Origin of the sequence: Streptomyces bambusae (genome assembly GCF_019400985.1) — a bacterium.
GTDB lineage: Bacteria > Actinomycetota > Actinomycetes > Streptomycetales > Streptomycetaceae > Streptomyces > Streptomyces bambusae_A.
Genome location: NZ_WTFF01000060.1, coordinates 1 through 18,581 on the forward strand (window position 1 = coordinate 1; position 18,581 = coordinate 18,581).

Genomic DNA, 18,581 nt, shown 5'->3' on the forward strand with positions numbered 1-18,581 from the left:
GGGTTGCGCAGGGCGCCCAGGCGGCCGACCCGGCGGGCGCGGACGCGTACGGCGTCGGTGCGGTCGCGGCGGGCTGCGGTGTACGCGGCGAGGGCGGCGGGGACGGGGTCGGCGTCGGGGTCGGGGCCGTCCCCGGTGTCCCCTGCGTTCCCGGTGTCCCCGGCGTCTCCGGTGGGGAGCAGGTGGGCGAGGACCACCGCGTCCTCCACGCCCTGGCAGCCGCCCTGGCCGAGGTTGGGGGCCATGGCGTGGGCGGCGTCGCCGAGCCAGGCGATCCGGCCGTGGTGCAGGCTGGGCAGCGGGGCGGCCAGGTCGTAGAGGTCGTTCTGGAGGACGTCGGCGGGGTCGAGACGGCAGACGCGGTCCAGCAGGGCCGGAATGGGGTCGTGCCATGAGCCGAAGCGGCGGCCGAGTTCGGCGCGGGGGTCGGCCGACCGGGTGCCGGCCGGGGCGACCGCGGTGGCGTAGAGGTAGAACCGGCCGTCGGAGAGGGGGGTCACGCCGAAGCGCCCGTCCCGTCCCCAGGTCTCGCTCATGGCCGGTATCCGCAGGTCCGGGGCGTCCACGACGGTCCGCCAGGCGGTCTCGCCGATGTAGTGCAGGCCGGGGTGGGCGGGGAAGAAGGCGCGGCGCAGCGGGCTGTGGATGCCGTCGGCGGCGACGACCAGATCGGCGGCGAGGTTCGGGCCGGCTGCCGTACGGACGGTCGGGCGCCCCGCGGCGTCGTCGACGGCGGTCACGGCGGCGCCGTAGCGCAGGGCCCGCGGCGGCAGGGCGGCGGCCAGGGCTGCGGTGAAGGCCGGGCGCGGGACCGCGATCGGGGGTGTGCCGTACCGGGCCGCCATGTCCGCGGTGGCGATCCGGGTGAGCCACCGCCCGTCGGGGCGGCGCACGCCCATCGCCGCGGGCACCGAACTCCCGGCGGCGTAGGCGGCGTCGACACCGACGGTGTCGAGCGCGCGCAGGGCGTTGGGGGCGAGGCCGATGCCGGCGCCGGTTGCGGGGGGTTCGGGGGCGCGTTCGCAGACGGTGACGTGCCAGCCGCGGCGGTGCAGTGCGACGGCGGCCGTCAGGCCGCCGATTCCGGCCCCGACCACCACTGCGTGACGTTTGGCCATGGGACACCTCTCCGTTCGGGACGTTCGGGACGTTCGAGACGTCCGGGCCGTTCGGGCCAGTTCGGGCGGGGCGCCGGGGGCGGCACGCTGCTCCGGCCGCGCGAGACTCACTCCGCGACTGTCGTCCACCACCGTAGGAGGACGGCGCGTTCGGTCCTTCCCTCCTCCCCCACGGCGGTGAGCGGCGGGCCCGGGTCAGCTCAGGGCCCGGCGGTCCGCCGCGTCGAGGCGGGCGAGTGCCAGGGCTCCGGGCCGCAGGGCCCGCTCCAGGGACGGGGCGAGGCCGTCCCCGAGGCCGCCGAGGGCCTCGGCGGTCTCCTCGACCGCGTCCCGGGCGATCTCGACGGCGACCTCCTCGGCCGGAGTGCGCGGGCCCAGCTTGCTGACGGCGGCCGCCGCCCGGGCCGGGGTGAGCAGCGCGGCGGCCTGGCCGAGCAGCCAGCCGGGCACGCCGGCCGCGCCTTCGGCGGGCGCCCGGTAGGGCCGTGAGCCGTCGAAGCGGTCGTCCTCGGCGAAGGCGGGCTGCTTGAACTTGGCCACCGGGCGGGCGGCCGCGCCGGTGCCGGTGGCCGTGTCGGTACCGGTGTCGGAGTCGGTGCCGTGGGTGGCCCGCCATTCCCCGGCGGGCTTGACGACGATTCCCTCGGCGAGGTTCCCGGGTAGTTCGGGCAGGCCCAGCAGCGCCGGTACCCGGGTCGGGAACACCGGCGTCCGTTCCTGGACCTGGGCGAGCGTCCCGTGCGCGACGAGCGGGGCGCAGTGCAGGCCCGCGGCGTCCGCGGCCTCCCGCAGCACCCGGTCGGCGACCCAGCGGATGCCGCCGCGGGTGCCGACCGTGGCGTCGAACGGCAGCCAGACGAGACCCGGCGCGTACCAGACGCCGGTCTGCACCGGCTCCGTACCCGGCGTGGGCGGCACGTCCGGGTGCGGGTAGCGCCCGCCCGCCAGTTCGCCGTAGACCGTGACCGGTGCCGTGGCCTCCGCGCCGCAGTGGCGGCGGAGGGCGGCGGCGCAGTGCTCCGCGGCGACGGCCAGGGCGGGCCAGATCCGTGCCACGCCGAAGAAGTCGTCCAGGCCGTCCTCGCCCAGCAGTTCACGGCGTTTGGCCGGACGTACGCCGGTGTGGTCGCACACGACCGCGAAGTTCGCCCCGTGGATCTTCTCCAGTGCGACCCAGTTCCGGGCGGCCCGCGCCTCGCCCAGCCGGGCGCGGGACGGGATCTTGGGGTACGGCGCCCAGCGGCCGTCACTCATGGGAGCCCCCGTGCTGGTGCTGATGCTGGTGCTGGTGCTGTTCGGGCAGGTGGCTGTCCGGGTGCACCCAGAGCAGCACGTTCTCGGGCCGCCGGTCGCCGAAGAACGCGAGGACGTCCTGGTCCGAGTGGCGCAGGCTGAAGTGGGTGAGGACGAAGAGGGTGTCCGGGTGAGCCTCGACGACGGGCCTCAGCCGGCTCCAGACGGTGTGCCCCACCCGGTCGGCCCGCTCCCGTTCGGCGTCGTCGAGATAGGTGCACTCGGTGACGATCACCGGATACTCGAAGAGCCACGGATTGTCCTCGAAGACGCTCACGTGGGTGTCGCCGAGGAAGGCGAACAGGGGCCTGCGCACCTCGTGTTCGACCGCCGCACCTTCCCTGCGGCGCTGCGCCAGGATGCGGCCGAACTCCGCGGCCCGGCCCTGTTCGGCGAGGGACCTGCGCAGTTCGTCGTACTCGGGCAGCAGTGCCTTGCGGACCTCGGAGAACGCGTATCCCACGCACGGCACCTTGTGCACGCACTCCACGACCCGCACGTGGTGCCCACGGCGGCCGAAGGTGAACTCGTCGCCGCCGCGCACCCCGTGCAGCCGGCAGCCGGCGGCGAGGTCCGGGTCGTAGGCCGTGCCGTGGTTCAGCTCGGCGGAGGCCCGTAGGAACGTCTCCACGTACGGCACTGCAGCGGCGGGCAGGTGGATGTCGACACCGGCGGGCCGGGCGGCGAGGTGGTCGAGGTCCTTGGAGTGGTCGTGGTGGGTGTGGGTGAGGAAGACGGTCTCCGGCCGGCGGCCCTCCACCAGGCCGGCGTCGAGCGCGCAGCGCAGTTCGGGGATGTGGAAGAACGTCTTGTCGTTGGCGCGCGAGTATCCGGTGAGGGTGAGCTCGGTACCGGGTATGCGCCAGGTCTTCCACTGGCGGAACGGGTGTCCCTGCTCCAGCCGTTCGGGGTGGGCAGGTGTCCGCGAGGGCGCCTGTGTCATCGGTGCCTCCGTGGGACCGCCGTGATCGGGTGAGACCGGGGTGAGACCGGGTGAGACCGGGTGAGATCAAGTGAGATCGGGTGAGGGGGCGATCGTAGCGGGCGGTGTCCCGGGGCGGCCCGTGGTTTTCCGGCGGGAGCGGGGGCCGGGAGTTCTTCCTCGCGGGCTGTACGGGGCGGCTGGGTGGTCGTCCGGCCGGCTGGGTGGCCGGACGGCGCCTGCGCGCCCGTCCGGGCCGGCGCCGCCGACCCCGTACGGAACCCACCGTTCCGCTCGTCGCAGCAAGTGGCTAGGGTGCGACGGTGCAGAACATCAACGAGCCCGCCGGCACCCCGGCGGACAAGCGCATATGGCCGCGGAACGCGGCCTGGGCCGCGGCCGCCGCCGCCGTGACGGTGGCCGCCTTCCTCGCCCTGAGGCCGGCCGGGTCCGCGGACGGTGCCGCTGCCGGCGCACCGGCAGCGACCCCTTCGGCAACGCCGTCGGCCACGGCCTCGGCCGGCGTACCGGCCGAGGCGGCCGGGTCCGCCTCCCCGACCGCCTCCGCGGCCGCCTCCGCGACGGTTGCGGCCTCCGCCGCCCCCGGGTCCGGCCGGCCTGTGCTCGCGCTGGACCGGGCGTTCCCGGAGCGGGTGCCGGACGGGCGCGGCGGCAGCTTCACCAAGGTCGGGGCCGCCCACCCGAAGTCCTGCCCCGCGGCGGGGTCGGTCGGGCAGTTGCTGGCCTCCCGGATCGCCGCGGGTCAGGGCTGCCTCGGGCACCAGATCGCGCTCTACAAGGACGCGGCGAACAACCAGTACAACCTGGCCGCGTTCACCATGCGGGACCCCGCGGACACCGCGAGCCTCGTCTTCGGGCTGTCACGGGCCTTCGACGATTACCAGGTGGCGGCCCAGGCCCCGCCGCCCGCATCGGGCCTGCCCACCCTGCCGCCGGACAGCGGCATCGTGCAGTCCTTCACCGGGCAGGGCCGCGTCATGGTCGTCGGCCTCGGCCAGTGGTCGGACGGCCGGACCAGTGACTACCAGAAGCTGGTCGAGCAGCTCGGCCCGCTGCTGAACGCGGTCTCGGCGAACTACGCCGCCCACGAGACCGCACCCTGACGACCGGCCGAACCGGCTCCGGGCCCGCCCCGGGGCCCAGGTCACCGGCCGCCGGACCGACCCGGTGGTCGGGCCCGGCCACACATGCTTTACAGTTCAACTGCTGCCCCGCGCGTGCGGTCGTGCCCCGCGCCGTACCCAGGGCCCCAGCACACCACGGTTGCCGGACCACCGCCCCCGGCCGGCGGCCTTCCCCAGGGGGCCGGCGCCAGCCCCCGTGTGCGCCGGCCCCCGCCCCTCCTCCCGGCGCCCGCGCGTCGGTCTCCTGGCATGAGCGACGGGAACGACGGGAACGGCAGGAGGGCCGGGAGCGCCGACGGGCCGGGAGGGCGGCCGGAAGGCCTGCACATGACCTGTGGCCGCTGACGCGCCGTCGTCCGTGACCGCGTCTTGGCCGTTCGGCACTGCCGGCGGACGCGACGGCGCCCGTACGGTCCGGTCGTTGCCCACTCCGCGACGACCACCGAGGAGCGCCTCATGCCCGCGACCACACCCGCAGCCCCCTCCCCCGCCGCTGCCTCCGCAGCGCCGTACGCATTCCGGCCGCCCGCCTGGCTGCAGCGCTTCGGCGCCCTGTCCGGAGTGCTGCTCGCACTCTCGATCGGCGTGCCCGGGACCATCGAGGCGGTGACCGGGGAGACGGCCGTGACCAGTGCGGCGCTCGGTCTGGGAACGGCGTTCGGTGCACCCGCCGTATCGGCCCTGTACTTCCACCAGGCCCCGGCCGCAGGCCGGCTGGGAGCCGTCGGCTACGCGGTGAACCTCGTCGGGCTCGCGCTGTTCAGCGGCGTGGCCTTCGCTCTGAACCTCGTCGTCTTCTTCCAGGGGTCGGACGTGCTGCCCGCCCCGAGCCGGGTCGCCGTCCTGGGCAGCGTGGTCGTCTTCGTGGTCGGGAGCCTGCTGTTCTCCGCGTCCATGGTGCGCGCCGGGGTCCTCCCCCGGCTCGCCGCCTACGGCTACGGCCTCTTCCTGCCCCTGCTCGCGTTCGCGTCCCGGCTGCCGGACGGTGTCTGGACCAGCGCCGTCCACGTGCTGGCGGCCGCCTCGCTCGCCCGGCTCTCGCTGGCGGTGTGGCCGAAGGCGGGGTCGACGGCCCGGCCGGAGCAGGTCCGTTGACATGCCCAGTACGGTGGGGGCCGTGTACGCCTCCCGACCCGCGCCGTGGACGGCACCGCTGCTGTACGGAGCGGTACTCGTCGCGGGCGGGTACGCGGCCCTGTCGGGCCGAGGGCCGGACGGGGACCTGCACCAGAACCAGGCCGGCGGCCGGCTGGGGGCCTTCGTCGCCACCATGGTCCTGCTGTTCGCCCTCGACCTGTTCGAGTACCGCCGCTACCCCACCCGCACTCCGGCCGGTCCGGCGGTCGTGCTGCTGTGCGTGCGCCTGGGGCTGTTCGTGGCCGTAGCGGCCACCGACGGGTCGGGGCTCTCGCGCGTGCTGTTCGTGCTCGTCCCGTTCACGGCGTACTTCGCCTTCGGGCGCAGGGCCGCCGGTGCGCTCGCACTCGGCTGCGTCGGCCTGGCCGTGGCCACGACGCCGCATTCGTACCCGGACCCGGAGCGGTTCTCCGACCTGCTGATGTTCGTGGTCGGCCTGGTGCTGGCACTGGCCATGGCGGCCGCCGCGGTCGAGGAGCACCGGTTGCGGGCGCGGCTGGAGGCCTCCCACGACCAGGTGGCCCGGCTGTCGGCCGCCGCCGAGCGGGGCCGGGTGGCGCGCGACATCCACGACGGGCTCGGGCACCACCTCACGGCGGTCGTGGTGCAGTTGGAGAAGGCCACGGCCTTCCGCGAGCGGGACCCCGAGGCGGCGCGGCGCGCCGTGGAGGACGCCCGGCGCTCGGCCCGGCAGGCACTGGCCGACGTACGGACGTCCGTACGCGCGCTGGACGCCGAACCGTTCCGGCTGCGCCCCGCGCTGGAGGATCTGGTGGCCCGCCAGGACGAGATCGTCCTGCGGTGGGACGGCGAGGAGAGCGGCCACGGCGAGGCGGCGCTGACCGTCCTCTACCGCGTGGCCCAGGAGGGCATCACCAACGCGCGGCGGCACGCCGGCGCCTCGCGCATCGAGGTCACGGTGCTCCTCGACCCGGCGCAGGCGCGCCTGACCGTCGCCGACGACGGGCGCGGGTTCGCGCGGCGGGCGGAGGGGTTCGGGCTGCGCGGCATGCGGGAGCGGGTCCGGGCCGTGGGCGGGCGTCTGGAGATCGACAGCGGCGGCGGGGCGGGCACCCGGCTGACCGTGACCGTGCCGCAGCGACAGCGACAGGGGGAGCCGTCATGACCACGACCGGGACGACCGGGACGACCGGGACGACGGGGACGCCCGCGGTACGGGTGCTGGTCGTCGACGACCAGCACCTCATCCGCGAGGGCATCGCCTCGCTGCTCGGCATCCAGCCCGGCATCGAGGTCGTCGGGACCGCGGTGGACGGCGCGGACGCCGTGCAGAAGGCTGTCGAACTGGCCCCGGACGTGGTCCTGATGGACGTCCGGATGCCCGGCATGGACGGCGTCGAGGCGGTCGGCGTCTTGCGCGGGCGCGCGCCGAACTGCCGCGTCGTCATGCTGACCACCTTCGACGACGAGGAGTACGTGGTCCGGGCGCTGCAGGCCGGCGCCGGCGGGTACTTGCTCAAGGACCTGCCCTCGGCGGACCTGGCCGACGCGGTGCGACTGTGTCACGCCGGTGTCGCGCAGCTGGACCCTGCCGCGACCGCGCGCCTGATGGCGGCGCTCGACCGGCAGGAGGGACGGCCCGGCACCAGGACGGGCGAACCGGGTGGAGGCCGCCCCGGTGCGGGCGACTCCGGCGCGGGGCGTCCCGGTGCGGGCCATCCGCTGAGCGCGCGGGAGGCGGAAGTGCTCCGGCTGGTCGCCGACGGCTCGACCAACCGGGAGATCGCCTCGCAACTGTTCCTGAGCGAAGGCACCGTCAAGAACCACATCTCCCGCATCCTGACCCGACTCGGCCTGCGCGACCGCACCCAGGCGGCGATCTACGCCCGCGACCACGGCCTGCTGTGACCGGTGCGGCCTGCTCCGACCGGTGTTCAGCCGGGCCGGCCGGTCCGCCTCCGCGCGGTGGACGAGTGCGGCGATACGGGTGGCGATCTCGGGCCACAGTTCCTGCGGGAGGTGGTGTCCCATCCCCTCCAGGACCACCAGCTCGGCACCCGGGACGGCAGCGGCCGTGGCCCGGCCGCCGCTGACGTCGCACAGGATGTCGCAGGCGCCGTGGATCACCGGTGTGGGCACCCGCAGGGTCCTCAGCCATGCGGTGCGGTCGCCCGTCGCGACGACCGCGAGGCCTTGGCGCTGCACGCCGAGGGCGTCGTACCCGCGGTCGAAGACCCGTCCGGCCCGCTCGGCCGCGGCGGCCGCATCGAACGCGAACCCGGGTGACGCGGCGATGCGCAGCGCGCGCACCTGCCGGTCGACGAACGCCTCCCGGTCCTCGGGCGGTCCTCCCGACGCGCCGAAGACGGAGAAGTCGGCCTCGCCCACACCGCGCAGTTTCGCCCTCGGCGCGGCGGCCGCGGTCGTGTCCTGGCGCCAGACCTGCCCGCAGCCCGAACAGCGGTAGCGGCGGATGCGGACGTGCAGGACAGTTGCCTGCCGGCCGAGCAGGACGTGCGCCGGTCGGCGCCCACGCTGTCGCGCGGCACCCCCGGACAGCCGCAGGCATGGCACCAGTCATCAGGGTCGACCACTCGACAGAGCAACACGGCGTGGTCGGGATGCAACTGTTGGCCGACCGCTTCCGAGCCGAGGTCATCCAGTCGGCAGAACGTCGTCAGGTCAGCAGGGCAGAAGGTGGCGTCACGTACGAGCCCGGGGCGCAACCGGTGATGATCGTCCGGTGGCGTTCGGGTCGGTCAAGCACGGTCGTGGAGCGTGACCTGGTAGCCGTCGGGGTCGGCGAAGGTGAAGGTCCGGCCGAAGGGGCCGTCGATCGGTGCGGAGACGATGGTGTGACCGTCGGCGACGAGCGCGTCATGGATGGCCTGGACGTCGGTGGCGTGGAGCCAGATCGCGGCACCGATGCCGGGCTGAGCGACGGATGCGAGGTCGGTGCCGGGAATGACGTCGCGGAGTGCGAACGCGATCGGCTTCGTCTCGAAGACGACGGCGTGCGCAGGTCCGGCGGGCGAGCGGACGAGGCCCAGGTACTGCTCGTAGAACGCCTGCGAAGCGTCGAGGTCGCGTACTTGGAACGAGATGAAGTCGGGGCCGGTGGCGGGCATGATGACACTCCTTCTTTCGTGTCAGTTTTCTGACATGCATCAACGTATGTCAGAATACTGACATGAGTCAAGAAGGTGTCGGCGTCGACCTGGAGACGTCACTGGGCTACCTGCTCAAAGAAGCGTCGAGCGCGCTGCGCGCGGCCATGGAGGAAGTGCTGCGGCCGCTCGGGATGAGCGTGACGCACTACTCCTGCCTCGAGCTGCTGGCGCAACGACCGGGCTTGTCGAACTCCGAGCTCGCGCGGGGCGCGTTCGTGACACGGCAGACGATGAACGTGCTGCTCCAGGCCCTGGAACGAGACGGCTACGTGACCAGGCCTGCGGAGGCACCCGTCGGGAAGGTGCTTCCCACGCGTCTCACGCCTCGCGGCCGACGGAGCCTCGAGAAGGCGAGCGCAGCCGTCCGGTCCGTCGAGGCCAGAATGCTGGCCGGCCTGACCGAGACCGAGCAGTCAGGCGCGTTCCGGATCCTGCAGAGCATGATCCATTCCCTGCGTGATGGCAACGAGGGTGCATAGCTCGTTCCGCGGCGCACGTCTCGTTTCACGCTCGGACAGGAGTGCAGCCGAGCCTGAAATCCGTGTCGGCGACCTCGGACGCTCACGGGCCGTTGGCGTTGCCCGCCGTGGTCCGGGGCTCAGGTGGAGCTGCCGCGCTCTGCGGAGGCTCGTAGGCGGGCCAGTAGTTCCTGGCCCTGTGGGCTGTCCGGGTCGAAGAACTGTGTCGCCAGGGCGCGGCCGTGGACGGCGGAGCCGGTGAGGCGGGCCTCGTGGCAGGAGAAGCAGAACGCCGCCTCGAAGAGCGGCTCGGCGACGCGTTCGTCGTACGCGCGGACGCTCCAGCCCGGACGGAACCCGCAGCGGTACTGCCGGCTGCCCGGCAGGGCATGGATGAGGTCCAGGACCTCATCCATCTCGGCGCCCTCCCAGGCACCGACCTCCTTGCCGGGGCGCGGCCAGGGCTCGGTCAGGCGGACCGAGGTGAGCAGGACCGTGGCGGCGACGGCGTCCGGGGGCAGCTGCATCGGGCCAGTATCCCTGGCCGTGCCGGCCGCCGGGCCGGAGCCGTGGTGACGAGCGGCCCGCCACGGCGGGCCGCTCGTTCGTGTGTGAACCGGCCCGTGCATCCTGCGCACAGCCCCTCCGGAAAGTATGATCAAGCAATGTCTGACATGATCGAGACCACGCCCGGCTGGCTGAGCACGGACGAGCTGGAGCTGACCAGGGGCCGGATGCCGATCCTGTACGTCGAGGCCGTGCCCGTGCGGGTGGACGACACCGGCGAAGTCACCAGCATCGGACTGCTGTTGCGCATCGGGCCGGACGGCACGGTCAGCCGGACCCTGGTGTCCGGCCGTGTCCTGCACCACGAGCGGGTGCGTGACGCGCTGCTGCGCCACCTGGAGAAGGACCTCGGCCCGGTGGCCCTGCCCCGTGTCCCCGCCTCCCTCCAGCCGTTCACGGTCGCCGAGTACTTCCCCACGGCGGGCATCACCCCGTACCACGACCCGCGCCAGCACGCGGTCTCCCTGGCCTACATCGTGCCGGTGACCGGCGACTGCCGGCCTCGGCAGGACGCGCTGGACCTGGTCTGGTTCAGCCCGCAGGAGGCCGCCTCCCCGGCCGTGCAGAGCGAGATGCCGGGCGGGAGGGGAGTCCTGCTGAAGCAGGCGCTGGCGCATGTGGGGCACGCGTACTGAGGATTTTCGGCCCGGATTCAACCCGCGGGCCCCGTCCGCCGTCTCACCGGGTGCAACCCGAGGAGGCTGAGTTGACGACCGGTACCACGAGCAACGGCGAGGGCACGGGCCCACGACGCCCGCGGCAGATCGAGGCCGCATGGGCGCTCACCCTGGCCGCGGTCGCGACGGAAGTGCTGGTCTGGTTCCTGGGCGCCTTCGTGGTGCCGCCCACCGGCCTGGACGAGCTGACGGAGTTCTCGGGACGGAGCACGGCGATCGCCCGACTCGCCCTGTCGGCCGGCGTACTGGTCGTCCTCCTGGCCGGCTGGCTGGCGGTGGCGGCGCGGATGCGGGCCGGGCACGCCTGGGCCCGGGCCGTCCTGGCCTGCGTGGGTGCCGCGCTCGTGCTGTTCCGGGTCGGCGACCTCGGCATGGACGGCGGCATGGACGGCGCGGGAGCCGGCTGGTGGACCGCGCTCATGGCCCTGCCCGACCTGCTGGCCGCGGCCGCCGTCGTCCCGATGTACCTGCCCGGGGCCCGCGCCCACCACCCGCCCCGCCGCTCACGCCCCGCCGCCTGACCTCCGGCGTCGCCGCGTACCGCCGTGACCGGGTGGCGGATTCCCGGGTGCCGGATCCGCGGTGGTCGCGCACAGTGGGCCCTGGTGGGCGGGACGGCCGCCGCCCCGCACGCGGTACGGCGCGTGCCGCGCGACACGGGCCCCTGGACGCGGCCCGGAACGGGAGGACGGCGATGGCCTCGGACGCACCCATGCAGCTCGGGATGGTCGGACTCGGCCGGATGGGCGCCAACCTCGTGCGCCGGCTCATGCAGGACGGCCACCGCTGCGTCGTCCACGACGTCGCCCCCGATGCCGTACGGGCGCTCCAGGGCGAGGGCGCGACCCCGGCCTTCTCCCTCCAGGAGCTCGTCGAGCGGCTGGAACGGCCCCGCGCCGTGTGGCTGATGGTGCCGGCGGGCGTGGTCCGGTCGACCCTCGACCAGCTCGTCGGCCTCCTGGAACCCGACGACATCGTCATCGACGGCGGGAATTCCTACTACCGGGACGACATCGACCGGGCCGCGAGCCTCGCCGAGCGCGGCATCCACTACGTCGACTGCGGTACCTCCGGCGGTGTCTGGGGCCTCGAACGCGGCTACTGCCTCATGATCGGCGGCGAGCAGGCTCCCGTGGAACGGCTCGACCCCCTCTTCCGCACCATCGCGCCCGGCGCCGGCAGTGCCGAGCCCACCCCCGGCCGTACCCGTGCCGACGGCACCGCGCCGCACGGCTACCTCCACTGCGGGCCGAGCGGAGCCGGCCACTTCGTGAAGATGGTCCACAACGGGGTGGAGTACGGGATGATGGCCGCCATCGCGGAGGGACTCAGCATCATCGAGCACGCCGACGCCGGCCTGCGCACGCGGACCGCCGACGCCGAGACCGCCCCGCTGTCCGATCCGGAGGCCTACCGGTACGAGATCGACGTGGCCGAGGTAGCCGAGGTGTGGCGGCGTGGATCGGTCGTCGGCTCGTGGCTGGTCGACCTCACCGCCGACGCCCTGGCCCGCTCCCCGCGGCTGGACGACTTCTCGGGCCGCGTCTCCGACTCGGGCGAGGGGCGCTGGACGGTGCTGGCGGCCGTCGAGGAGAGCGTGCCGGCCCCGGTCATCAGCGCCTCCCTCGCCCAGCGCTACGAGTCCCGCGGCCTGGGCGGGTTCACCGCCAAGGTGCTGTCCGCGATGCGCAGCGAGTTCGGCGGCCACGCCGAGAAGCGCCCCGGCGCGGGCGAGTGAGGGCGCCCGCCATGGACCAGCCCCCCGTGGACCAGCCCGCCATGGACCGCAGCGCCGTGGACCAGCCCGCGGTGGAGCCCGCCGCGGACCGACCCGCCGTCGACCGGCCCGCCATGGAGCAGTCGGCGCCGGACACGCCCGCCCCGACCCGCCGGGCGCGCCCGGAGGACCATGTCGTGGTGCTCTTCGGCGCAACGGGCGACCTGGCCAGGCGCAAGCTGCTGCCGGGCCTGTTCCATCTCGCCAAGGCGGGGCTCATGCCGCAGCGCTACCGCATCGTCGGCTCCGCCCCGGCAGCCGAGGCCCTGGACGACGAGGGGTTCCGGGCCCACGCGCGGCAGGCCGTGGCGGAGTTCGGCCGGTCGGCACCCGAGGGCCCCGCATGGAAGGAGTTCGAGTCGGCCCTGTCCTTCGGCGCGGCCGACCCCGATGCCCCCGAGCCGCTGGTGGCGGCGGTCGGCGACGCCGAGCAGGCCGTGGGCGGCAGTCCGCGGCGGCTCTTCCACCTGGCCGTCCCGCCGGTCGCGTTCACCTCGGTCGTCGATCTCCTCGGCAGCACGGGCCTTGCCCAGGAGGCCCGGGTCATCGTCGAGAAGCCCTTCGGCACCGATCTCGCGTCCGCCCGCGAGCTCAACGCGGCCGTCCACGCCGTCTTCGACGAATCCCGCGTGTTCCGCATCGACCACTTCCTCGGCAAGGAGGCGGTGGACAACATCCTCGCCCTGCGGTTCGCGAACGGTCTCTTCGAGCCCCTCTGGAACCGCGAGCACATCAGCCATGTGCAGATCGACGTACCCGAGCAGATCGACATCCAGGGCCGCGCCCACTTCTTCGAGGGCACCGGCACCTTCCGCGACATGGTCGTCACCCACCTCTTCCAGCTGCTCGGTTTCGTGGCCATGGAGCCACCGGTAGCCCTGGAGGCGCAGTCGCTGCGGGACGAGCAGGTCAAGGTCTTCCGCAGCATGCGGCCGGTGGACCCCGCGCACGTCGTCCGCGGCCAGTACGCCGGCTACCGCGCCGAGTCCGGGGTCGACCCGGCCTCGGACACGGAGACCTTCGTCGCCCTGCGCGTCGACGTGGACAACTGGCGCTGGGCCGGGGTGCCCTTCCACCTGCGCTCGGGCAAGGCGCTGGCCGAGGGCCGGCACGTCGTCACCCTCGGCCTGCGGGAGCCCGTGCTGCGCATGTTCCCCCTCGACGCGCGCGCGGCCGCCGACGGCCGCGCCGACGAGCTCGTCATCGACTTCGCCGACCCCGGCTCCGTCACCGCCCGCTTCCTCGCCAAGGAACCGGGCCCGGCCATGCAGCTCGGGCAGGGCTCCATGGTCTTCGACTACGGCAGCTCCTTCACCACCGACAACGCCCTGGAGGCGTACGAGCACCTCATCCTGCAGGCCATGCTCGGCGACCAGGCCCTCTTCACCCGGTCCGACGGCATCGAACGCCTCTGGGAGGTCTCGGCCCCGCTGCTGGAATCCCCTCCGCCCGTGCAGCCGTACGCCCCCGGAACGTGGGGGCCCGACAGCATCGAGGCGCTCGTCGCCCCGTACCGATGGCACCTGCCCGAACGGCACTGACGGGCGCGGCGCGCACGCTGCTCCGAACGCCACACTCCCTCAGCCGCACGGGGGACGGCGCCCTCCCTACCGGCGCCGTGGTCCGCGGGAGCCGCCGCCCGCTCCTAGCCTCGACGGCATGCTGGGACTCCCCGACCACGTCAGCACCTGCCTGTTCGACCTCGACGGCGTGCTCACCCGGACCGCGAAGGTCCACGCGGCCGCCTGGAAACGGATGTTCGACGACTATCTGCGTCAGCGCGCCGACCGCGAGGGCTCGGCCTTCGTCCCCTTCGACGCCGTGCACGACTACGACGAGTACGTGGACGGCCGTCCCCGCGAGGACGGCGTACGCACCTTCCTCGCCTCCCGCGGCATCACACTGCCCGAAGGAGCGGTCGACGACAGCCCCGACCGGGAGACGGTGCACGGCCTGGGCACCCGCAAGAACGCCCTCGTCCTCCGCATGATCCGCGAGCAGGGGGTGGAGGCGTACGAGGGGTCCGTGGACTTCGTCCGGGCCGCCCGCGACGCGGGCCTGCACCGCGGCGTCGTCTCCTCCAGTGCCAACTGCCGTGACGTCCTGGTCGCGGCCGGCATCGAGGACCTCTTCGAGCAGCGCGTCGACGGCGTCACCGTCGCCGAGCAGCAGCTGCGCGGCAAACCCGCCCCCGACAGCTATCTGGCCGCCGCCCGCCTGTTCGGCGTGGCCCCGTCGGACGCCGCCGTCTTCGAGGACGCCCTCGCCGGCGTCGCCGCCGGCCGGGCGGGCGGCTTCGGCTTCGTCGTCGGCGTCGACCGCGCCGGCCAGGCCTCCGCCCTGCGCGACCACGGGGCCGATGTGGTGGTCACCGATCTCTCCGAACTGCTGGACCGCGGATGATCACACACACGAACTTCGCCACCGAGCCCTGGCAGCTGCGCGAGACGGCCCTCGACCTCGACGTCCTCGCCCAGAGCGAATCCGTGTTCGCGCTGTCCAACGGCCACCTCGGCTGGCGCGGCAACCTCGACGAGGGTGAACCCCACGGTCTGCCGGGCTCCTACCTCAACGGCGTGCACGAGACGCATCCGCTGCCGTACGCCGAGGCCGGTTACGGCTATCCGGAGTCCGGCCAGACGGCCATCAACGTCACCGACGGCAAGATCATCCGGCTGCTAGTCGACGACCACCCCTTCGACCTGCGCTACGGCGAACTCACCTCGCACGAACGCGTCCTGGACTTCCGCACCGGAGTCCTGAGCCGGTCCGCACACTGGACCACGCCCTCCGGCCGCAGCGTGCGCCTGACCTCCCACCGCCTGGTGTCCCTCTCGCAGCGCGCCGTCGCCGCGATCGCGTACACGGTCGAGGCCGTGAACGGGCCGGCCACCGTCGCCGTGCAGTCCGAGCTCGTCGCCAACGAGCAGCTGCCGACCGTTTCCGGCGACCCCCGCGTGGCCGCCGTCATCGACTCACCGCTGCGCCCCGAGGAGCACTACGCGCACGACACCCGGCTGCGCCTCATCCACTGCACGGGCGAGAGCCGCCAGCGCGTCGCGGTGGCGGCCGACCACATCGTCGAGGGTCCCGAGGGCACCACGTACGCCGCGGAGAGCGAGCCCGACGTCGCCCGGCTGACGGTCACGGCCACCCTGGCTCCCGGCCAGCAGCTCCGGCTGGTCAAGTTCGTCTCCTACGGCTGGTCGGCGGAGCGCTCCCTGCCGGCCCTGCGCGACCAGGTGGAGGGCGGGCTCGCGGCGGCCCGCAGCACCGGCTGGGACGGTCTGCTCGAAGCGCAGCGGGGCTGCCTGGACGAGTTCTGGTCCAGCGCCGACGTCGAGGTGGAGGGTGACGAAGAGGTCCAGCAGGCCGTGCGCTTCGGCCTGTTCCACCTCTTCCAGGCAGCCGCGCGCGCCGAGCGGCGCGCCCTCCCGGCCAAGGGCCTCACGGGCACCGGCTACGACGGGCACGCCTTCTGGGACACCGAGTCCTTCGTCCTGTCCGTCCTCACCTACACCGCGCCCGACACCGTCGCCCCCGTCCTGGAGTGGCGGCACTCCACCCTCCCCGGCGCACTGGAACGCGCCCGCCAGCTGGGCCTGAGCGGCGCGGCCTTCCCCTGGCGCACCATCGACGGCGCCGAATGCTCCGCCTACTGGCCCGCCGGCACCGTCGCCTTCCACGTCAACGCCGACATCGCCGCGGCCGCCGAGCGGTACGTGTTCGCGACCGGCGACCAGGAGTTCCACCGCGGCCCCGGACTCGAACTGCTGGTGCACACCGCCCGGCTGTGGCGTTCCCTCGGCCACTTCGACGCCGACGGCGCCTTCCACATCGACGGGGTCACCGGTCCCGACGAGTACAGCGCCATCGCACGGGACAACCTCTACACCAACGTGATGGCCCGCAAGAACCTGCTCGCCGCGGCCGACGCGGTCTCCCGCCACCCCGACCGGGCCCAGGACCTCGACGTCGATGCCGCGGAGAGCGCGCAGTGGCGCGAGATCGCCGCCCGGATCGCCGTTCCCTACAACCGCCGGCTCCAGGTGCACGAGCAGTCCGCCGGCTTCACGGAGCAGGAACCCTGGGACTTCGACGGCACCGCCGAGGACCAGTACCCGCTGCTGCTGCACTTCCCCTACTTCGACCTCTACCGCAAGCAGGTCGTCAAGCAGGCCGATCTGGTCCTCGCCATGCTCACCTGCCCCAACGAGTTCACCGCCGAGGAGAAGGCCCGCAACTTCGCCTACTACGAGCCGCTGACCGTCAGGGACTCCTCCCTCTCCGCCAGCTGCCAGGCCGTCCTCGCCGCCGAGACCGGGCACCTGGGCCTCGCCTGGGCCTACACCCGCGAGGCGGCGCTGATGGACCTGGACGACCTCGAACACAACACCCGCGACGGACTCCACATGGCTTCTCTCGCCGGCACCTGGATCGCCCTGGCGCAAGGACTCGGCGGGATGCGCCGGCACCTGGCCGAAGCGGGCCGGCCGGCCGACGAGGGCCGGCGGGCCGAAGAACCGGAAGCGCTCGGCCGGTTCGCCCCCCGCCTGCCGTCCGCCCTGTCCCGGCTGGCCTTCAACGTCCGGGTCAGGGACCGCAGGCTCCGCATCGACATCGGCCAGGCCTCGGCGCGCTACACGCTCCTCGCGGGAGCCCCCCTCACCGTGGTGCACCACGGCACCACCGCCGTCGTCGCCGTGGACGCCCCGGTCGACCTGCCCGTACCGCCGTCGCCCGACTCCCCCGAACCCCGCCAGCCCAAGGGCCGCGCACCGGTCACGTCCCGGTGAACCGGCCTTCCGCCGCCGGCCGGCGCTCCCTGCCCGCCGTCCGCCGGGCGTAGTCCCCGGCGACGGCGAGGACGAGGAAGCCCCAGGCCGCGGCGGGCAGGTACAGGTAGTTCACCCAGGCCTCGGGCTGCTCGTACTCCCTGTCCTGGGCGATGAGTACCGGTGCCCGCTCGACGAAACCGAAGATGTTGTTGAGTACGCCGTACAGGGTGATGAGGATGACGAGGAGAGCACCGATCCGCGCGATCCGGGTGACGGCGCGGGCGGGAACCGGGCGGCCGGCGGCGCGGGGAACCCAGCGCGGAAACGTCTCGCCCCAGTGCCGGACCAGACCGACGGTGAGGAACGCCGTCCCCACCGTCACGCAGCTCAGCGCGGTCATGTACACGATCTCCGAGGGGGCGTGGCCGTCGGCGAACCCGACCGCGACGCGCCAGACGGAGGACGGCAGGACGCCCAGCGGGGCGGCCCAGGCCGCCCATACCGCCCAGCGGGCCGGCGGCAGGACCGGCGGGCGGCCGGTGGCCGAGGGCGTCGGCAGCGCCGGCGGCGTCGCTGCGGTACGGCGGGCGGCCACGAGCGCGAGTATCCCGATGGCCAGGACGGCCCAGCCGCCCGTGACGGGGAAGTAGATGAGGCACAGGGGTACGCCGACGACCAGCAGGTACCACCCGAGCTGCGCCGGCAGGCGGCCGGTCGTACGGAGGATGTGCCGGGCCAGCGTGCCCATCGCGAGGAGCGCTACGCCGGCGACCATCCACCAGACGCTGAACTCGCGGAGGTAGTGGTCCTCGGCGCCCGGGTCGACCACGCTGCGTAAGAACCCGTCGCGGGCGATGGCCCCCCAGGCGTGGGGCTGGGCCAGCCCCCAGGCGAAGTGCGCCAGCGCGGTGGCGATGACCAGCCGGGGAACCCATCGGGCGAGTGCGTTCACGGGGTGCCTTCCTGCTGGTGCGGGGCGAGGCGGAGGGCCAGGGCGTAGACGTCGCGCAGGTCGGGCGCCGCGACGGGCGGGACGACCTGCTGGGCGCCGACGAGGACCAGGTACAGCAGCCGGGCCATGGGCTCGACGTCGGCCTCCGGGCCGCCGAGCCCCTGCCAGAGCGCGCGCAGGTAGGCCATGCGCGAGCGGTCCACCCGCTCCTGGAGGGCGTGGACCTCGGGGTCCTGCAGGGCCCAGGAGCGGATGGCGATCTCGACGTCCTCGCTGCCGCTGCGGCTCTTGTCGTCGAGTACGAGGTCGAGCAGGTGCTGCAGCCGCTGCCGCGCGGTGCCGCCGGCGCTCTCGGCCTCGGCGATGAAGCGGCTCGTGTGCTCTGCCTCGAAGTGTGCGAGCAAGTCCGTCTTGAAGCCCGGAATGCCCTTGAAGTGGTGGTAGAAGGAGCCTTTGGTCAGGTCGAGTTCGGCGCACAGCCGCTCGACGGTCAGAGCCCGCGCACCGTCCTGCCGCAGCACGGCGAGTCCGGTCTCCAGCCAGTCCCGTTTGCTTGCCATGACGGGACCGTACCATACGGCATGGTATGGGGTGTGGGCGAGACCTCGCGCCATTCGCTCAAGACG

The 18,581-nt window shown here is 73.7% G+C and carries 19 protein-coding genes and 1 pseudogene; 12 read left to right on the forward strand and 8 right to left on the reverse strand.

Annotated elements, in window-relative coordinates:
• The 3 genes from GPJ59_RS11405 to GPJ59_RS11415 form a co-directional block, all read right to left on the reverse strand.
• Nucleotides 1–1,118: FAD-dependent oxidoreductase (locus GPJ59_RS11405; RefSeq protein ID WP_219666775.1), on the reverse strand; the 1,118-nt coding region annotated here is incomplete at its 3' end.
• Between the two features lie 195 nt (nucleotides 1,119–1,313).
• Nucleotides 1,314–2,372 carry an RNA ligase family protein gene (locus GPJ59_RS11410; protein WP_219666778.1) on the reverse strand — a complete coding sequence of 353 codons (1,059 nt, stop codon included), beginning with the start codon at nucleotides 2,370–2,372 and terminating at the stop codon, nucleotides 1,314–1,316.
• Entirely contained in the window at nucleotides 2,365–3,354 is a 990-nt protein-coding gene (locus GPJ59_RS11415; protein ID WP_219666781.1) for an MBL fold metallo-hydrolase, read from the reverse strand. Before GPJ59_RS11415 ends, GPJ59_RS11410 begins: the two co-directional genes overlap by 8 nt.
• Nucleotides 3,355–3,656: 302 nt before the next feature.
• Here GPJ59_RS11415 and GPJ59_RS11420 point away from each other — a divergent pair, with 302 nt between their 5' ends.
• The 5 genes from GPJ59_RS11420 to GPJ59_RS11440 all read left to right on the forward strand — a co-directional run bounded on the left by GPJ59_RS11420 (nucleotide 3,657) and on the right by GPJ59_RS11440 (nucleotide 8,043).
• Entirely contained in the window at nucleotides 3,657–4,457 is an 801-nt protein-coding gene (locus GPJ59_RS11420) for a hypothetical protein (RefSeq protein WP_219666789.1), read from the forward strand.
• A gap of 477 nt (nucleotides 4,458–4,934) precedes the next feature.
• Nucleotides 4,935–5,573 (forward strand): hypothetical protein, encoded by a 639-nt coding sequence (locus GPJ59_RS11425; protein WP_219666791.1) that lies wholly within the window; start codon nucleotides 4,935–4,937, stop codon nucleotides 5,571–5,573.
• Between the two features lie 22 nt (nucleotides 5,574–5,595).
• Entirely contained in the window at nucleotides 5,596–6,741 is a 1,146-nt protein-coding gene (locus GPJ59_RS38460) for a sensor histidine kinase (protein WP_219666793.1), read from the forward strand.
• Nucleotides 6,738–7,484 (forward strand): response regulator, encoded by a 747-nt coding sequence (locus GPJ59_RS11435; protein ID WP_219666801.1) that lies wholly within the window; start codon nucleotides 6,738–6,740, stop codon nucleotides 7,482–7,484. The genes GPJ59_RS38460 and GPJ59_RS11435 overlap by 4 nt, the downstream gene beginning before the upstream one ends.
• Before the next feature lie 385 nt (nucleotides 7,485–7,869).
• Nucleotides 7,870–8,043: a hypothetical protein gene (locus tag GPJ59_RS11440; RefSeq protein WP_219666803.1), complete on the forward strand. Its 174-nt coding sequence runs from the start codon at nucleotides 7,870–7,872 to the stop codon at nucleotides 8,041–8,043.
• Here GPJ59_RS11440 and GPJ59_RS37320 read toward each other — a convergent pair.
• Together GPJ59_RS37320 and GPJ59_RS11445 are read right to left on the reverse strand one after the other, a co-directional pair.
• Nucleotides 7,959–8,302, reverse strand: a pseudogene (locus GPJ59_RS37320) (ISL3 family transposase); the annotation flags it as partial. The gene GPJ59_RS11440 and the pseudogene GPJ59_RS37320 overlap by 85 nt on opposite strands.
• A gap of 33 nt (nucleotides 8,303–8,335) precedes the next feature.
• Nucleotides 8,336–8,704: a VOC family protein gene (locus GPJ59_RS11445; RefSeq protein ID WP_219666805.1), complete on the reverse strand. Its 369-nt coding sequence runs from the start codon at nucleotides 8,702–8,704 to the stop codon at nucleotides 8,336–8,338.
• Nucleotides 8,705–8,766: 62 nt separating this feature from the next.
• On the opposite strand from GPJ59_RS11445, the gene GPJ59_RS11450 reads away from it, so the two are divergent.
• Nucleotides 8,767–9,225: a MarR family winged helix-turn-helix transcriptional regulator gene (locus tag GPJ59_RS11450; protein WP_219666813.1), complete on the forward strand. Its 459-nt coding sequence runs from the start codon at nucleotides 8,767–8,769 to the stop codon at nucleotides 9,223–9,225.
• A gap of 119 nt (nucleotides 9,226–9,344) precedes the next feature.
• Here the strand turns inward: GPJ59_RS11450 and GPJ59_RS11455 are convergent, their stop codons facing one another.
• Nucleotides 9,345–9,731 (reverse strand): hypothetical protein, encoded by a 387-nt coding sequence (locus GPJ59_RS11455; protein WP_219666815.1) that lies wholly within the window; start codon nucleotides 9,729–9,731, stop codon nucleotides 9,345–9,347.
• A gap of 138 nt (nucleotides 9,732–9,869) precedes the next feature.
• Between GPJ59_RS11455 and GPJ59_RS11460 the strand changes: the two genes are divergently transcribed.
• The 6 genes from GPJ59_RS11460 (at nucleotide 9,870) to GPJ59_RS11485 (ending at nucleotide 17,021) form a co-directional block, all read left to right on the forward strand.
• Nucleotides 9,870–10,406 (forward strand): NUDIX hydrolase family protein, encoded by a 537-nt coding sequence (locus GPJ59_RS11460; RefSeq protein WP_219666817.1) that lies wholly within the window; start codon nucleotides 9,870–9,872, stop codon nucleotides 10,404–10,406.
• A gap of 71 nt (nucleotides 10,407–10,477) precedes the next feature.
• Nucleotides 10,478–10,969: a hypothetical protein gene (locus GPJ59_RS11465; protein ID WP_219666819.1), complete on the forward strand. Its 492-nt coding sequence runs from the start codon at nucleotides 10,478–10,480 to the stop codon at nucleotides 10,967–10,969.
• 173 nt (nucleotides 10,970–11,142) lie between these two features.
• The gene (gnd, locus tag GPJ59_RS11470; protein WP_374200837.1) at nucleotides 11,143–12,186 is read left to right on the forward strand and encodes a phosphogluconate dehydrogenase (NAD(+)-dependent, decarboxylating); all 1,044 of its coding nucleotides are present in this window, start codon (nucleotides 11,143–11,145) and stop codon (nucleotides 12,184–12,186) included.
• 113 nt (nucleotides 12,187–12,299) lie between these two features.
• The gene (gene zwf, locus GPJ59_RS11475; RefSeq protein WP_219666879.1) at nucleotides 12,300–13,766 is read left to right on the forward strand and encodes a glucose-6-phosphate dehydrogenase; all 1,467 of its coding nucleotides are present in this window, start codon (nucleotides 12,300–12,302) and stop codon (nucleotides 13,764–13,766) included.
• A 118-nt stretch (nucleotides 13,767–13,884) separates the two neighbouring features.
• Nucleotides 13,885–14,628, forward strand: coding sequence for a beta-phosphoglucomutase family hydrolase (locus GPJ59_RS11480; protein ID WP_219666823.1), 744 nt, complete (start codon nucleotides 13,885–13,887; stop codon nucleotides 14,626–14,628).
• Nucleotides 14,625–17,021, forward strand: a complete 2,397-nt coding sequence (locus tag GPJ59_RS11485; RefSeq protein WP_219666826.1) for a glycoside hydrolase family 65 protein — start codon at nucleotides 14,625–14,627, stop codon at nucleotides 17,019–17,021. The genes GPJ59_RS11480 and GPJ59_RS11485 overlap by 4 nt, the downstream gene beginning before the upstream one ends.
• Here GPJ59_RS11485 and GPJ59_RS11490 read toward each other — a convergent pair.
• Both GPJ59_RS11490 and GPJ59_RS11495 read right to left on the reverse strand, forming a co-directional pair.
• Entirely contained in the window at nucleotides 17,008–17,955 is a 948-nt protein-coding gene (locus GPJ59_RS11490) for a DUF6463 family protein (RefSeq protein WP_219666828.1), read from the reverse strand. The genes GPJ59_RS11485 and GPJ59_RS11490 overlap by 14 nt on opposite strands.
• Nucleotides 17,952–18,515, reverse strand: a complete 564-nt coding sequence (locus GPJ59_RS11495; protein WP_219666830.1) for a TetR/AcrR family transcriptional regulator — start codon at nucleotides 18,513–18,515, stop codon at nucleotides 17,952–17,954. The genes GPJ59_RS11490 and GPJ59_RS11495 overlap by 4 nt, the downstream gene beginning before the upstream one ends.
• Nucleotides 18,516–18,581: the final 66 nt, after the last annotated feature.